Annotated in this window: 13 protein-coding genes and 1 pseudogene; 4 read left to right on the top strand and 10 right to left on the bottom strand. The window is 75.9% G+C overall.

What is annotated here, in order from left to right:
* The first annotated feature begins 58 nt into the window (after positions 1 to 58).
* Positions 59 to 1450 (top strand): FAD-binding oxidoreductase, encoded by a 1392-nt coding sequence (locus tag ACIQKA_RS26005; protein WP_402542518.1) that lies wholly within the window; start codon positions 59 to 61, stop codon positions 1448 to 1450.
* A 173-nt stretch (positions 1451 to 1623) separates the two neighbouring features.
* Positions 1624 to 3252 (top strand): PucR family transcriptional regulator, encoded by a 1629-nt coding sequence (locus ACIQKA_RS26010; RefSeq protein ID WP_383159113.1) that lies wholly within the window; start codon positions 1624 to 1626, stop codon positions 3250 to 3252.
* A gap of 69 nt (positions 3253 to 3321) precedes the next feature.
* On the opposite strand, the gene ACIQKA_RS26015 is transcribed toward ACIQKA_RS26010, so the two are convergent.
* The 6 genes from ACIQKA_RS26015 to ACIQKA_RS26040 all read right to left on the bottom strand — a co-directional run bounded on the left by ACIQKA_RS26015 (position 3322) and on the right by ACIQKA_RS26040 (position 9259).
* Positions 3322 to 4401, bottom strand: a complete 1080-nt coding sequence (locus tag ACIQKA_RS26015; protein WP_402542519.1) for a glycosyltransferase family 4 protein — start codon at positions 4399 to 4401, stop codon at positions 3322 to 3324.
* Between the two features lie 109 nt (positions 4402 to 4510).
* Entirely contained in the window at positions 4511 to 5230 is a 720-nt protein-coding gene (locus ACIQKA_RS26020) for a hypothetical protein (RefSeq protein WP_383159108.1), read from the bottom strand.
* Complete coding sequence (recN, locus tag ACIQKA_RS26025; RefSeq protein WP_383159105.1) at positions 5227 to 6975, bottom strand: DNA repair protein RecN; 1749 nt, start codon at positions 6973 to 6975, stop codon at positions 5227 to 5229. Before recN ends, ACIQKA_RS26020 begins: the two co-directional genes overlap by 4 nt.
* A gap of 175 nt (positions 6976 to 7150) precedes the next feature.
* A complete protein-coding gene (locus ACIQKA_RS26030) occupies positions 7151 to 8074 on the bottom strand; it encodes an NAD kinase (RefSeq protein WP_391095967.1) in 924 nt (307 codons plus the stop codon).
* The gene (locus tag ACIQKA_RS26035) at positions 8071 to 8886 is read right to left on the bottom strand and encodes a TlyA family RNA methyltransferase (protein WP_383159103.1); all 816 of its coding nucleotides are present in this window, start codon (positions 8884 to 8886) and stop codon (positions 8071 to 8073) included. Before ACIQKA_RS26035 ends, ACIQKA_RS26030 begins: the two co-directional genes overlap by 4 nt.
* Before the next feature lie 7 nt (positions 8887 to 8893).
* Positions 8894 to 9259, bottom strand: a complete 366-nt coding sequence (locus ACIQKA_RS26040; RefSeq protein WP_390112064.1) for a hypothetical protein — start codon at positions 9257 to 9259, stop codon at positions 8894 to 8896.
* Positions 9260 to 9301: 42 nt separating this feature from the next.
* On the opposite strand from ACIQKA_RS26040, the gene ACIQKA_RS26045 reads away from it, so the two are divergent.
* Entirely contained in the window at positions 9302 to 9649 is a 348-nt protein-coding gene (locus ACIQKA_RS26045; protein WP_383159098.1) for an SCP2 sterol-binding domain-containing protein, read from the top strand.
* Positions 9650 to 9679: 30 nt separating this feature from the next.
* On the opposite strand, the gene ACIQKA_RS26050 is transcribed toward ACIQKA_RS26045, so the two are convergent.
* Positions 9680 to 10522: an ABC transporter ATP-binding protein gene (locus ACIQKA_RS26050; protein WP_383159095.1), complete on the bottom strand. Its 843-nt coding sequence runs from the start codon at positions 10520 to 10522 to the stop codon at positions 9680 to 9682.
* A gap of 297 nt (positions 10523 to 10819) precedes the next feature.
* Entirely contained in the window at positions 10820 to 11893 is a 1074-nt protein-coding gene (locus ACIQKA_RS26055) for an HAD hydrolase-like protein (protein ID WP_390112057.1), read from the bottom strand.
* Between the two features lie 78 nt (positions 11894 to 11971).
* On the opposite strand from ACIQKA_RS26055, the gene ACIQKA_RS26060 reads away from it, so the two are divergent.
* The gene (locus ACIQKA_RS26060; protein ID WP_402542521.1) at positions 11972 to 13303 is read left to right on the top strand and encodes a DUF1015 family protein; all 1332 of its coding nucleotides are present in this window, start codon (positions 11972 to 11974) and stop codon (positions 13301 to 13303) included.
* Positions 13304 to 13424: 121 nt separating this feature from the next.
* On the opposite strand, the gene ACIQKA_RS26065 is transcribed toward ACIQKA_RS26060, so the two are convergent.
* Together ACIQKA_RS26065 and ACIQKA_RS26070 are read right to left on the bottom strand one after the other, a co-directional pair.
* Complete coding sequence (locus ACIQKA_RS26065; protein WP_391096090.1) at positions 13425 to 14216, bottom strand: hypothetical protein; 792 nt, start codon at positions 14214 to 14216, stop codon at positions 13425 to 13427.
* Positions 14156 to 14779, bottom strand: a pseudogene (locus ACIQKA_RS26070) (hypothetical protein); the annotation flags it as partial. The gene ACIQKA_RS26065 and the pseudogene ACIQKA_RS26070, both read right to left, overlap by 61 nt.

Raw genomic sequence — 14779 nt, forward strand, 5'->3', positions numbered from 1 at the left:
CCGGGGGCCGGACCTACGATGAAAGGGTCCTGTCCCCCGCAAGGAAGGGGGGCACCCCATGGCTCCCCGAACGCCCGTCCCCGACAGCGCCCTGGCCGGTCTCCGCGAGGACCTGGCGGGTGAGGTCCTCGTGCCGGACGATCCCGGCTACGACGCGGCGAGGACCGTCTTCAACGGCATGATCGACCGGCGTCCGGCCGTCGTCGCCCAGTGCGCGACCCCCGAGGACGTCTCCCGGGCGGTGCTCTTCGGCCGGGAGGCCGGCCTGCCGATCGCGGTACGCGGCGGCGGCCACTCCGTCGCCGGCACCGCGCTCAACGACGGCGGCCTGGTGGTGGACCTGCGCCGGATGCACGCGGTGGTCGCGGACCCCGAGCAGATGACGGTACGGGTCGGGGGCGGGGCGACCATGTCGCACCTGGACCGCGCCTGCCAGCCGTTCCACGTGGCGGTGACCGGCGGGCGGGCGTCCACGACCGGGGTCGGCGGGTTCGCGCTCGGCGGCGGCTCGGGCTGGCTGGAGCGGAGGTTCGGCCTCGCCTGCGACAGCCTGCTCTCCGCCGAGCTGGTCACGGCCGAGGGCCGGCACGTGCACGCCGACGCCGGGGAGAACCCGGAGCTGTTCTGGGCGCTGCACGGCGGCGGCGGGAACTTCGGGGTGGTCACCTCGCTGACCCTGCGGGTGCACGAGCTGCCGGAGTTCTGCTTCGCGCTGCTGGTGTTCACGCCGGAGACGGGGCCCGCGGCGGTCCGCGCGTACCGGGACCTGTTCGACGCCCCGGCCCCCGACGCGGCGGGCGGCGCGGTGCTCTGCCTGACGGCCCCGCCGGAGGACTTCGTCCCGCCGGAGCTGGTGGGGACGCCGGTCTACGTGGTGCTGACGACGTACGCCGGACCGGAGGCGGAGCTGCGGGAGGCGATGGCGCCGCTGCTCGCGCTCGGCCCGGCGGCGACGGTGGTGGCGGAGATCCCGTACGCCGACTTCCAGTGCATGCTGGACGACCCGCCGGGGCAGCGGAACTACTGGTCGGCCGAGTACCTGGACGGCTTCCCCGACGAGGCCGTGGACCGCTTCTGCGCGCGGGAGCGGGACATGCCGGTGCCCACCGGGACCCAGCACCTGGTCTTCCCGATGGGCGGACGGGTGGCGGACGGGCCCTCGAACCATCCGCTGCCGTGGCGCACGGCTCCGTGGGCCGTGCACCCCTTCGGGGTGTGGGGGGACCCGGCCGACGACGAGCGGGTGATCCGCTGGGTGCGGGACGTCCGGGCCGACATGCGGCCGTGGGCGGTCGGCGCCGTGTACCTGAACTTCATCGGCTCCGAGGGCGCGGACCGGGTGGAGGCGGGCCTCGGCGCGGAGAACGCCCGCCGGCTGGCCGGGGTGAAGGCGGCGTACGACCCCGAGAACGTGTTCCGCTTCAACCACAACATCACCCCGGCGGCCTGAGGACCGCCCGCCCGTCCCGCCCCCCCTCCGCGGGTGACGCAGGACACACTCGACACATGATCGCGCAATCCCCCTCCGGGGGCGACGAGTTGTCGGGCCGGCGCACGGGGCGTCCGGCGCCGTGACCGCGGGGTGATGTCGCCGGAAGTCGGACGCGGGTAGCGTCCGGGGCCATGGACAACCAGGGCGGTATCACCGTGCAGCGGGCCCTCGAACTCCCCGGCCTGCGCGGCGGGCTCCCGGAGGTCGTCGCCGGCGCGGACCGGCTGCACCGGACGGTGCGCTGGGTGCACGCGGGCGAGGTGCCGAACATCGCGTCGCTGCTCAAGGGCGGCGAGCTGCTCCTCACCACGGGCCTCGGGCTCGGGACCCGGCCGGCCGAGCAGCGGGCCTTCGTGCGTCGGCTCGCCGACCGGGGCATCGCGGCGCTCGTGGTGGAGCTGGGACCGCGCTTCGCCCGCCTCCCGGCGACGATCGTGGAGGCCGCGCGGACGGCGGGCCTGCCGCTGGTGCAGTTGCACCGCGAGGTGCCGTTCGTGACGGTGACGGAGGAGATCCACACCGAGATCGTCAACGGCCACTACGCCCTCCAGCGGCGGGCCGAGGAGGTCCACCGGCAGTGCACGGAGGCCCTGCTCGGCGGCGGCGGGGTCCCGCAGGTGCTGCGGATCCTCTCCGGCTTCGCCGCCAACCCGGTCTTCCTGGAGACCCCCGACGGACAGCTCCTGTACGCGGCGGGCACGGAGTCCGCGCCCGCCGACCCGCTCCAGGTGTGGGACGGGCTGCGCGGCGGACGGGCGGCCCGCGAGTCGGGCCCGCCCACCGGCACGGTCCTGGTCGACGTGCCCGGCGGCGGCCCCGGCACGGGCTCGGTGCGGGCCCGCCTGGTGCTCCTGGCGGTCTCCGGGGCCCTCTCCCCCGTGCACCGGATGGCAGCCGAGCGGGCGGCCGGGCTCCTCGCGGTCGTCCTCATGCAGGCGCGGCAGGAGGAGGAGCTGGCCGCGCGCGGCCGGGGCGACTTCCTGACGGACCTGGCGGAGGGCAGGATCACCGCCGAGGACGCCCCGGCGCAGGCCCGGGTGCTCGGCTTCAAGCCGGGCGACGGCCCGCTCCTGCCGGTGGTGATGCGCCTGGCCCCGGAGCTGTCCCCCTCGGGGAACTGGGCGCTGCTCGCCCGGGCGGTCCTGGAGGAGCTGTCCTCCGTCGGCGTCCCCGTGCTGCTCGGCGTCCGCCCGGTCGAGGGCCGGGTGCCGCTCCTGCTCGGCCTGCGTTCGGAGACCGAGCGGACGGCGGTCGCGGACCGGGTCGCGGCGGCCCTGCGCGCGGGCGTGGAGCGGGCCGGCCTGGAGCGCGCGGGCACGCACCCGCCGGTGATCGTGGTGGGCGTGGCGGGCGGCTGGGCGGCGGCCTCGGCGGGCCTGCGGCACGCCGCGGAGACGGCGACGGCGGCGCAGGGCCTGTCGGACCTGCCCTGGTACGACGCGCGGCGCCTCGACATCGACCTGCTGCTGTGGCGGCTGCACTTCCACGGGGACACGGTGCTCGGGGCCTTCGTGGACCGTGCGATCGGCCCCCTCCAGGAGCACGACCGGACCTCCCGGCCGCCGCTGCTGCCCACCCTGGAGACGTATCTGGCCCACGCGGGCCGCAAGGCGGAGACGGCCCGCGAGCTGCACCTCAACCGGCAGACCCTCTACAACCGGCTCGCCCGCATCTCGGAGCTCCTGGGCACGGACCTGGACGACCCCCAGACGGTCCTGGCGCTCTCCCTGGCCCTCAGGGCCCGCCGCCACACCTCGTAGCCCCCACGACGGTCACGGGGCCCGTCAGCGCCCGGCCCGTCCGCCGTCCGTGCCCGGCAACGGGGTCCGTCAGCGCCCCGCCAGCTCGTCGTACACGCTGAGCACGTGCGCCACCGTGTCGTCCTCGGTCGGCCACGTGCCCGCCTGGACCCGGCCCGCCGCCGCCAGGTCCATCCGCCGGTCGGCGTCCTCCAGGAGGCCCCGCACCGCCGCCGCGAGGGCCGCGGAGTCCCCGTACGGCACCAGTTCGGCGGCGTCGCCGACGAGTTCCGGCACCCCGCCGACCGCCGTCGCGACGAGCGGCACGCCGAGCCGCAGCGCCTCCTGGGCGAGCGGGGAGCGGGCCTCCCAGCGGGACGGCAGGACGGCGACGTCCGCCGCCGCGAGCAGTTCGGCGACGTCCTCGCGGCTGCCGATCAGCCGGACCGGCAGGTCCTCGTCGGTGATCCGCCGCTGGAGGAAGGCCCGTTCGCGCCCCTCGCCGGCGATCACGAGGAGCGGCTGCGGGTCGAGGTCCCGCCACCGCCGGGCCGCGTCGAGCAGGGTCCGGTAGCCCCGGCCGCGTTCGAGCGCCCCGACGGCCATGAGCAGCGGGCGGTCGACGGCGCCGAGTTCGGCGCGCGCCTTGCCGTCGTGGAGGCAGACCGGTCCGTGCGCGGCGGGCGCCGTGACGGGGGCGAGCCGGGCGTCGCGGGCGCCGCGCCGCCGGGCCCGGTCGACCAGTTCGGAGGAGGTCGCGAGGACGACGCTCGCGGCCCGTACGGTCCGCCGTTCGAGGAGCCGGAGCACCCCGCCGCGCGCGCCCTCCGCGTGGCTCCGGGTGTGCCAGGTCGTCACCAGCGGGACCGGCGCCCCGCCGGACAGCGCGAGCGCGGCCCGCACGGAGGCCTGGAGGCCGTGCGCGTGGACGATGTCCGCGCCGACGCAGGTGTTGCGCAGGGCGGTGACGGCGGCGGGGTCGCCGAGGCGCGGCAGGGGCACGAAGCGCGCGCCGGCGCCGAGGTAGTCGTGGACGCGGTCGAGCTCGGGAGGGGCGCACACGGTCACCCGCACGCCCCTCGCCACGAGTCCCGAGGCGAGTGATCGGACGTGAGCGCTGCCGCCCGCGCTGCCGCCGCCCAGCACTTGGACCGTACGGAGCTGTGTCACGCGCCCAAGGATGCCAGTCCGGGCCTCGGACCGTACGCACGTTCCGGCACCGAAATGGAGTCGTTCCCTTGCGCGGGGGGCGCCCGACGCCCCCGCCCACCTCAGGGGTTCACCCACACGGGTGAGCGCGCGAGGAGGCCGTGCGCTCCCCCCAGACGGCGGCCGCGACGAGCCCGGCCGCGTGCGCGACGAGCCCTAGCCGCCCGTTCCCGGCCGCGATCGCCCCGCCGACGGCGGCCCCGAGCGCGTGCGCGCCCGTGTCGCCGAGCATGGTCCGCTCGCCGAGGTCGTCCGCGAGGACCGCGATCGCGGCCCCCATCGGGGCGGCGGCGGGAGAACCGCGGAGCAGCCCGGGGGCGGCGAGCGCGAGCACCGCGAGACCGGCCCGCCCCGGCCGCACGTCCACGAGGTTCACCAGATGGGCGCTGCCCGCGACGACGATCCCGGCGAGGACCTTGTCCACGGGCCGCTCCTTGAGCAGCGCCCCGGCCGCGAGCGAGGCGGCCCCGATCCCGAGGAGCCTGACGGCCCCGCCGGTCACCTCGCCGTCCCGCAGCGCCGCCGAGTGCGCCCGGAAACCGCGCCGGTGATCCCCCTTCACGTCGTCGTACGCCCCGCACGCCCCGGCCGCGAGCACGGCGAGGGCGACGGGTACGCTGCCGCTCCCGGCCGCCGTCCCGAGCACCACGGCGGGCCCGGCGCACAGGTCGACGTCCCGCCCCGCGTGGTTCGTCCGCGTCCACCGCGCGTCGCGCGGGAGCCTCCGCAGCCCCTCGTACACCCCCCGCGTCACCGCACCGGCCAGGCCGAACGCGGCGAGGCGCCTCATCCGTCCGCCCGCGCCGTCGCGAGGAGTTCCTCCGCGTGGGCCCGGGCCGTCTCGGAGTCCTCCTGGCCGGCGAGCATCCGGGACAGCTCGCGGACCCGCTCCTCGCCCTCCAGGACGGTGACGCCGGAGCGGGTCACCGAGCCGTCGTTGGTCTTCTCGACGAGGAGCTGGCGGTCGGCGAAGGCCGCCACCTGCGGGAGGTGGGTGACGACGACGACCTGCGCGGTCCTGGCGAGTTTGGCCAGGCGGCGGCCGATCTCGACGGCCGCCTTGCCGCCGACGCCCGCGTCGACCTCGTCGAAGAGGTACGTGGGCACCGGGTCGACCCCGGCGAAGACGACCTCGACGGCCAGCATCACCCGGGACAGCTCGCCGCCGGACGCGCCCTTGGCGATCGGCCGCGGCGGGGCGCCGGGGTGCGGGGCGAGCAGCAGCTCGACCTCGTCGGCCCCGGACGGTCCGTACGCGACCCGCCGGCCGCCGACCTCGACCCCCTCGGGGTCCTCGGTCTGCGCGAGGGAGAAGGACACGCGCGCGTGCGGCATGGCGAGCGAGGCGAGTTCGGCGGTGACGGCGGCCGCGAACCGGTCCGCCGCCTCCGTCCGCGCGTCGGTGAGCCGCTGCGCGAGCGCCGACAGCTCGTCGCGCAGCCGGTCCCGCTCGGCGGTCAGCTCCTCGACGCGGTCGTCGTCGTTGTCCAGTTCGCCGAGCCGGGCCGCGCTCTCCTCGGCCCAGGCCAGGACCGCGCCGACGCCCTCGCCGTCCCCGTACTTGCGGACGAGCTGGGTGAGGGCCGCGCGCCGCTCCTCGACGGCGGCGAGCCGCAGCGGGTCGGCGTCCAGGTCGTCGGCGTACCCGGCCAGCTCGGTGGCCACGTCGGCGAGCAGGATGGAGATCTCCCCCATCCGGTCCGCGAGCGCGGCGAGCGCCGGGTCGTGCGAGCGCACGGCCTCCAGGGCCCGGCTCGCGCCCGCGACGAGCGTGGTGGCGTCGACGGACTCGGGGTCCTCGGGCGAGCCCGCGAGCGCGGCGTGCGCGAGCGCGGCGGCGGAGGCGAGGGCCTCGGCGTGCCCGAGCCGCTCGGCCTCGGCGGCCAGTTCGGTGTCCTCGCCGGGCAGCGGGGCGACGGCCTCGACCTCGTCGAGCCCGAAGCGCAGCAGGTCGGCCTCCTGGGCGCGCTCCCTGGCCCGGGTGGTGATCTCGTCCAGCTCGGCGGTGACGGCCCGCAGCCGCCGGTACGCCTCGCCGTAGGCGGCGAGCGGCACCGAGACGGCCTCCCCCGCGTACCGGTCGAGCGCGCCGCGCTGCCGGGCGGGCTTGAGCAGGCCCTGCTGATCGGTCTGGCCGTGGACGGCGACGAGTTCGTCGGCGAGCTCGGCGAGCAGTCCGACGGGCACGGAGCGTCCGCCGAGGTGGGCCCGGGAACGCCCCTCGGCCGAGACGGTGCGGCTGACGAGCAGCACCCCCTCGTCCAGCTCGGCCCCGGCCTCCTCGGCGCGCACGGCGGCGGGCGCGCCCGGGGGCACGCTGATCCGCCCCTCGACCACGGCCGAGGCCGCGCCGATCCGTACGAGCGCCGCGTCGGCCCGGCCGCCGAGCAGCAGCCCCAGACTGGTCACGACCATGGTCTTGCCCGCACCGGTCTCACCGGTCACCGCGGTGAAGCCGGGCGACAACTCGACCACAGCGTCGTCGATGACCCCGAGCGACCGTATCCGCATCTCCTCCAGCACGCCCCAGACCATACGAGGTTTCCCTGGTCCGATGCGACATCGCCCCGGCCGTAACCCTCCGGCGCGCCGATCGTTCGGGCGACGGGCGACGGGCGACGGGCGACGGGCGACGGGCGACGGGCGACGGGCGACGGGCGACGGGCGACGGGCGACGGGCGACGGGCGACGGGCAGCAGGCAGCGGCCGGTCAGCGCGGGGCGCCCCGCCAGCCCGACACCGGGAGGGCGAACTTGGCGACGAGCCGGTCCGTGAAGGAGGCGTGGTGCAGCCGGGCGAGCCGGACCGGGACGGCGCCCCGCCGGACCTCGACCCGCGCGCCCGCCGGGAGCTCCACCGTCCGCCGCCCGTCGCACCACAGCACCCCGTGCGGGGTGTGCGGCTCGATCTCGACCGCGAGCACCGACTCGGGGGTGGTCACCAGCGGCTTGGCGAAGAGCGCGTGGGCCCCGATCGGGACCATGAGGAGCGCCTCGACCTCGGGCCAGATGACCGGCCCGCCCGCCGAGAAGGCGTACGCGGTGGAGCCCGTGGGTGTCGCGCAGATCACCCCGTCGCAGCCGAAGCCGGTCACCGGGCGCCCGTCGATCGCGAGCACGACCTCCAGCATCCGCTCCGGGGACACCTTCTGCACGGCCGCCTCGTTGAGCGCCCAGTCCTGGTGCAGGACGTCGCCGTTCTGGTGCACGGTGACGTCGAGGGTCATCCGCTCCTCGACCTCGTACGCCCGGGTGACGACCCGCTCCACGACCTTGTCGAGGTCGTCGCGCTCGGCCTCCGCGAGGAAGCCGACCCGCCCCAGGTTGACGCCGAGCATCGGCACCCCGGAGGCCCGGGAGAACTCGGCGCCGCGCAGCAGGGTGCCGTCACCGCCAAGGACGACGAGGAGTTCGCAGTCGTCGATCGCCTCGGAGCAGGCCTCCGGGACCTTCTCCACGGAGGACGGCAGCGGCAGGTCCGCCGCCTCGGCCTCCAGGACGCGGACGCCGAGCCCGGCGCGCAGCAGCCCCAGGACGACCAGTTCGGCGCTGCGCACGGCGGCCGGCCGGCCGGTGTGCGCGAGCAGGAAGACGGTGCGTGGTGCGGTCTCTGGTGGTGCTTCCGTTGAGCTCAACGAGGTCCCTCCGCCACGGCGCGGTCGACGTCCGCCGGATCCAGCGCGGGCGCCCCTGCCCGCAGCCACAGAAAGTACTCGACGTTGCCGGAGGGGCCGGGCAGGGGGCTGGCGGTGACGCCGAGGACGCCGAGCCCGAGTTCGCCGGCCCGGCGGGCCACGTTCTTCACGGCGTCGGCGCGGAGTTCGGCGGAACGGACGACTCCGCCCGAGCCGAGCCGCTCCTTGCCCACCTCGAACTGCGGTTTGACCATGAGGACCAGGTCGGCGCCGGGCGCCGTGCAGGCCGCCAGGGCGGGCAGGACGAGGCCGAGCGGGATGAAGGACAGGTCGCCGACGACGAGGTCGACGGGCACGCCGTCGATGGCCTCCAATGTCAACTCGCGTACGTTCGTGCGGTCCTTCACGGTGACCCGCTCGTCGCTCTGCAACGACCAGGCGAGCTGTCCGTAGCCGACGTCGACGGCGACGACGTGGGCCGCGCCCGCGCGCAGCAGGACGTCCGTGAAGCCGCCGGTGGAGGCCCCGGCGTCCAGGGCGCGCCGCCCCTCGACCACGAGGCCCCGCGGGACGAAGGCCTCGAAGGCCCCGGCGAGCTTGTGGCCGCCGCGCGAGACGTAGTCGGGGTCGGAGCCGTCCTGGGCGACGACGATGGCCGCGGCGGTCTCGACCTGGGTGGCGGACTTGGTGGCGACGGTCTTGCCGACGGTCACCCGGCCCGCGGCGATCAGCTGCCCGGCGTGCTCCCGCGAGCGCGCGAGCTTGCGCCGGACCAGCTCGGCGTCGAGACGGCGGCGTGCCACTCCTGCCACGTTCTGTTCAGCTCCTGTTGTCGTACGGACGGGGGGCGGGGGGCGCGTCGAGCGAGGTCAGCTCGTCGCGCAGCCCGCGGTGTACATCCTCGTACACCTCCAGGTGCCCGTCCGCCGGGAGGGCGTCGACCTCGGCGAGACGCGCGAGGCGGGCGTCGACGGCGGGGTGTCCGGTGAGCTCCCGGGCGACGCCGAGGGGCGCGGCGGCGGCGGGCTCGCCGGCCGCGTCACCGACCGCCCCGCCGGGCTCCCCGGTTCCGCCGGGCTCCCCGGCCCCTTCGTCGGTCCGGTCGTCGGCCCGGTCATCGACCCGGCCGTCGGCCCGGTCGTCCACCGGCGGATCCGGCACCGGTTCCGGCATCGCGTCGCTCATGCCACGACGCTACCGCGAACCCCTGGGGTACCGTCGACGGCGATGGCGACGATCACGGAGTGCCGCGGCGCACTGGACAGACTTTCCGGCAACCTCGCGCGGGCGGACGGCGACGTGCGCGGCGCGGCCGCGCTCGACCGCACCCTGAGCTGCCACGTCACCGACCTGGACACCACCTTCACGGGCCGCCTCGCGGACGGCCGGATCCGGGTGGACTCCACCGTGCAGGGCCCGCCGCCGGCCAAGGCGCAGATCCGGCTCGCGATGACCGGGGACGACCTGGTGGCGATGGTGGACGGGCGGCTGAACTTCGCGAAGGCCTGGGCCTCGGGCCGGGTCAGACTGGAGGCCGGCTTCCGCGACCTGCTGCGGCTGCGCTCGCTCCTGTAGCGCCGCCGCGGCACGGCTTCCGCCCCGGCGTCACTTCCGGAGCGCGGGCGCGGCCGTCGCGGCGGTGGCGGCGCGCGCCTTCCGCCCGGCGGGCACGACCAGCGGCGTCCCCGTCTCCGGGTCCTCGATGACCTGGCAGCGGAGCCCGAAGACCCGCTCGACCAGCTCGGCGGTCACGACCTCGGACGGCGGCCCCTCGGCGACCACCTCGCCGCCGCGGACGGCGACGAGGTGGGTCGCGTAACGGGCCGCGTGGTTGAGGTCGTGCAGGACGGCGACGAGCGTGCGCCCCTGCGTCTCGTGCAGCTCGGCGCACAGGTCGAGCACGTCGATCTGGTGCTGGATGTCGAGGTAGGTCGTCGGCTCGTCGAGCAGGAGCAACGGGGTCTGCTGGGCGAGCGCCATGGCGATCCAGACGCGCTGGCGCTGACCGCCGGAGAGCTCGTCCACGTACCGGTCGGCCAGCTCGGCGACGCCGGTCGCCTCCATCGACTCCCGGGTGATCCGCTCGTCCTCGGGGGACCACTGGCGCAGCAGGCCCTGGTGCGGGTAGCGACCGCGGGCGACGAGGTCGGAGACGGTGATGCCGTCGGGGGCCAGGGAGGTCTGGGGCAGCAGCCCGAGGGTCTTGGCGACCTTCTTGGCGGGCAGGGAGTGGATCGACTGCCCGTCGAGCAGGACGCGTCCCTCGGCGGGCTTCAGCATCCGGGAGAGGGCGCGCAGCAGGGTGGACTTGCCGCAGGCGTTCGGCCCGACGATGACGGTGAAGGAGTTGTCGGGTATCTCGACGGACAGGTCGCGGGCGATGACCCGCTGCTCGTACGCCAGCGTGACCGCTTCCGCGCTCAGACGCTGCTTCTGCCGACCGTCCATACCCGCGACTCCCGTGTGTCCTCGTCCGTGACCGTGGCGGACGCTGACGACCACGACCCAAGCGGAGTTAGGTTAGCCTACCCAACTTCCGCAACCGCCCGACGGTCGCCCGCTCCGGCCCCGGTCACAGCCCTCGCGACGTCCCCGGCCGGACCACAACGCCTGCGCGGCCCGCAGCCCCGGCCGGTCCCCGCCCCGACCGCAGCATCTGCCGAAACTCCGGCCCCAGTACCAGCACCAGCACCAGCACCAGCACCAGCGGACCCTGCCCCGATCGCAGCCCCCGGCTACAGCCCTCTACAACCCCAACCGCGCGATCGCCTTCTCCGCGTCCAGGGCGTCCGCGCCCGCCTCCGCCGCCGACCACGCGGCCCCGCACAGGGCCCGTACGCCGTCCAGGGGGTCCGCCTCCCCGGCCGCCACCGGCTCGACCGACAGCGCGCCCCCGCCCGCCGAGGCCCGCCACGCCCCGCACACGAAGCCGCCGTCCCCGTCGGCGACCACCTCCGGCTGGCCCGTGAGCAGCCCCCGCAGATCGGCCGCCACGTACGTCGGCCGGTGCTCGGGCACGGCCGCGAGGAGCTGCGCCACGTCCGTCACCCCGGTCAGGACGAGCAGCGAGTCGACCCCGCCGTTGAACGCGCCCTCGATGTCCGTGTCGAGCCGGTCCCCGACGACGAGGGGCCGCTCCGCCCCGGTCCGCAGCACCGTCTCCCGGTGCATCGGCGGCAGTGGCTTCCCCGCCGCCTTCGGCTCGAAGCGCCCTCCGGTGGCGATCCGCACGACCTCCACGGCCGCGCCGTTCCCCGGCCCGATCCCGCGCGCGCCGGGGATCGTCAGGTCCGTGTTGGAGGCGTACCACGGCACGCCCCGCCCCACCGCGTAGGCCGCCTCCGCGAACCGCTTCCACGGCAGCTCCGGCCCGCCGTACCCCTGCACGACCGCCACCGGGTCGTCGTCCGCCGACTCCACCGGGACCAGCCCCCGCTCGCGCAGCGCCACCGCGAGGCCCTCGCCGCCGATGAGCAGCACCCGGGACCCGGGCGGCACCTCGCCCGCGATCAGCCGTGCGACGGCCTGCGCCGAGGTGACCACGTCCCCGGCCTCCGCCGGCACCCCGAGCTCCGTGAGGTGCTCCGCGACCGCCTCCGGCGTCCGCAGCGCGTTGTTGGTGACGTACGCGAGGCGCATCCCGCCGTCCCGGGCCGCTCCGAGCGACTCCACGGCGTACGGAACGGCGAGCCCACCCGCGTACACGACCCCGTCCAGATCGAGCAGCGCCGTGTCGTACGCCCCGCTCAGCGGCTCCGCGCTGCCCTCCGGCCGCGTCCTGCCGCCACCCCGCCGCTCCCGACCGCCCCGCACCGTCACGCTCGCTCCTCGCCTCGCCGGATGTGGTCCCCGCTCCCCCGATCATCGCTCATGACCCGGCCCACATACGATGTCGAGATGAACACCTCAGGTCACGCGGCCGAAGACGTCCGCGACGACGGCGCCGGACTGCGCCTGGCCCCGTTCCGGGGGCTCCGGTACGTCCCCGAGCGGGTCGGCAGCCTCGCCGCCGTGACGTCCCCTCCCTACGACGTCGTCGTACGACCTGACGGGCTGCTCCACCTGGAGTCGGCGGACCCGCACAACATCGTCCGGCTGATCCTCCCGCAGGCGGTCACTGCCGGCACCCGCCACCGCAAGGCCGCCGTCACCCTCGACCGCTGGCTCGCGGACGGCGTCCTCGCCCCCGACCCGGTGCCCGCGCTCTACGTGTACGAGCAGCGGGGCGACGGGATCCTCCAGCGCGGGATCATCGGCGCCCTGGAGCTCTCCGCGCCCGAGGCCGGGATCGTCCTCCCCCACGAGGACGTGATGCCGCACGTGGTCGAGGACCGCGCCGCCCTGATGCGGACGACCGCGGCCAACCTCGAACCCCTGCTCCTCACCTACGTCGGAGAGGGCGCCCCGGCCGGGGAGGACGGCTCCGCCGGAGAGGGCCGTGGAGGCGCGAACGCGGTGATCGAGCGGACGGCGGAACGCGAACCGCTCCTCTCCACCACCACCGAGGACGGCTTCTGCCACCGCCTGTGGGCGGTGACGGACCCGGCCGAGCAGGCCGCCGTCGCCGCGGACCTCGGCTGCCACCAGGCCCTCATCGCCGACGGCCACCACCGCTGGGCGACGTACCTGCGCCTGCGCGAGGAGCACGTCGCGCCGGGCTCCTGGAACCGCGGCCTGGTCCTCCTGGTCGACACCGCCCGCTACCCCCTGCGGGTCCGCGCCATCCACCGGCTCCTCAACCGCCTCCCGGTCGCCGACGCCCTCGCGGCCGTCGAGGGTTCCTTCCGGGTGCGCCGCGTCGACGGGCCCCTCTCGGAGGCCCTGGAGGCCCTCGCGGCGGCCGCGGCCGGGGGCAACGCCTTCCTGCTCGCGGGCGACGGCGCCTTCCACCTCCTGGACCGCCCGGACCCGGCCCTCCTCGACCGGACGATCCGCGCGGACCGCCCCGAGGCCTGGCGGACCCTGGACGCGACCGTCCTGCACTCCGCCCTCCTGGAGCACGTCTGGCACGTCCCGGACGCCCCCGAGGACATCGCCTACATCCACGACACCGAGGCGGCAGTCGCCCAGGCGGAACGCCGCGGCGGTACGGCGGTCCTCATGCACCCGGTCCGCGAGGAGGTCGTCCGGGACCTGGCCCGCCAGGGCGTCACCATGCCCCGCAAGTCGACCTCCTTCGGCCCGAAGCCGGCGACCGGCCTGGTCCTGAGAAGCCTCGCACTGGACTGAGCGGCACCGCCGAGGACGACGAGGACGAGGGCGGAGAAGACGGAAACGAAGAAGGGCGGCACCCGGAGGTGCCGCCCTTCTTCACTCGCTCACCGGTACCGATGACGGGTGCCGGACCGGATCAGCCCTTGTCGCCGTCCCGGTCGTCGTCCTCGACGGCGCCGTCCGTCTCCCCGGCGAAGTCCTCGTCCTCGTCCTGGTTCTCGTCGTTCTCGTCGTTCTCGTCGTCCGAGTCGTCGAACGCGTCGACGAACTCGATGCCGTCCAGCTCGGCCAGCCGGTCGGAGGCGTCCGTGGCGCCGTCCTTGTCGGCTTCCAGGGCCTTGCCGAACCACTCCCGGGCCTCCTGCTCACGGCCGGCGGCGAGGAGCGCGTCGGCGTACGCGTACCGCAGGCGCGCGGTCCACGGGTGAACGGCGCCGGAGGCGAGCTCGGGGCTCTGCAGCGTCACGATGGCCGCGTCGAGCTGTCCCAGGTCCCGGCGGGCGCCGGCGGCCACGAGCCGCATCTCGACCTGCCCGGCCTTGTCCAGCTTCTGCACCTCGGGCTCACCGGCCATCGCGAGCGCCCGCTCGGGCCGGCCGAGGCCGCGCTCGCAGTCGGCCATGACGGGCCACAGCTCGACGCCACCGCTCATCCGCCGCGCGGCCCGGAACTCGGCCAGCGCCTCGGAGTACTTCTGCGTGGCGTACGCGGCGAACCCGGCGGCCTCGCGGACGGCGGCGACGCGGGACGCGAGCCGCAGGGCGACCCTGGAGTACCCGTAGGCCTTCTCCGGGTCCTCGTCGATCAGCTGGGCGACCATGACGAGGTTGCGCGAGACGTCCTCGGCGAGCCCCTTGGGCAGGCTCATCAGCTCCTGGCGCACGTCCGGGTCGATCTCCTCACCGGTGACCTCCGGCGGGATCGGCAGGCGCTTGATCGGCGCGCGGTCGCCACGGTCCCGGTCCCGACCGCCCCGGTCGTCCCGACGCCCGTACCCACCACGGCTGTCGCCGCCCCGGTCGTCCCGCCCGCGGAACCCGCCACCACGGCTGTCGTCCCGCCGGAAACCACCGCCACCGCCCCGGTTGTCGTCCCGACGGAACCCACCGCCGCGGTTGTCGCCACCGCGGTCGTCGCGCCGGAAGCCACCGCCGCGGTTGTCGTCACGGCGGTCGTCGCGGCGGTCGTCACGCTGGTACGAAGGCCGCTCGTCACGACGGAACGAGGGACGCTCGCCACCCCGGTCGTCCCGACGGAACCCACCGCCGCGGTTGTCGCCACCGCGGTCGTCGCGCCGGAAGCCACCGCCGCGGTTGTCGTCACGGCGGTCGTCGCGGCGGTCGTCACGCTGGTACGAAGGCCGGTCATCGCGACGGAACGAGGGACGCTCATCACGCCGGTCGTCGCGACGGAAACCGCCACCACGGTTGTCACCGCCACGGCTGTCGCCACCACGGTCGTCCCGACGGAACGACGACGGACGATCGTCAC

Origin of the sequence: Streptomyces sp. NPDC092045 (genome assembly GCF_044756005.1) — a bacterium.
In the GTDB taxonomy this organism is placed as follows: domain Bacteria; phylum Actinomycetota; class Actinomycetes; order Streptomycetales; family Streptomycetaceae; genus Streptomyces.

Coding starts and splice junctions, on each gene's coding strand:
- ACIQKA_RS26060 (WP_402542521.1), top strand. CDS start 11,972: ATGAACACCTCAGGTCACGCGGCCGAAGACGTCCGCGACGACGGCGCC.
- ACIQKA_RS26020 (WP_383159108.1), bottom strand. CDS start 5,230: ATGAGGCGCCTCGCCGCGTTCGGCCTGGCCGGTGCGGTGACGCGGGGG.
- recN (WP_383159105.1), bottom strand. CDS start 6,975: ATGGTCTGGGGCGTGCTGGAGGAGATGCGGATACGGTCGCTCGGGGTC.
- ACIQKA_RS26005 (WP_402542518.1), top strand. CDS start 59: ATGGCTCCCCGAACGCCCGTCCCCGACAGCGCCCTGGCCGGTCTCCGC.
- ACIQKA_RS26050 (WP_383159095.1), bottom strand. CDS start 10,522: ATGGACGGTCGGCAGAAGCAGCGTCTGAGCGCGGAAGCGGTCACGCTG.
- ACIQKA_RS26040 (WP_390112064.1), bottom strand. CDS start 9,259: ATGAGCGACGCGATGCCGGAACCGGTGCCGGATCCGCCGGTGGACGAC.
- ACIQKA_RS26010 (WP_383159113.1), top strand. CDS start 1,624: ATGGACAACCAGGGCGGTATCACCGTGCAGCGGGCCCTCGAACTCCCC.
- ACIQKA_RS26045 (WP_383159098.1), top strand. CDS start 9,302: ATGGCGACGATCACGGAGTGCCGCGGCGCACTGGACAGACTTTCCGGC.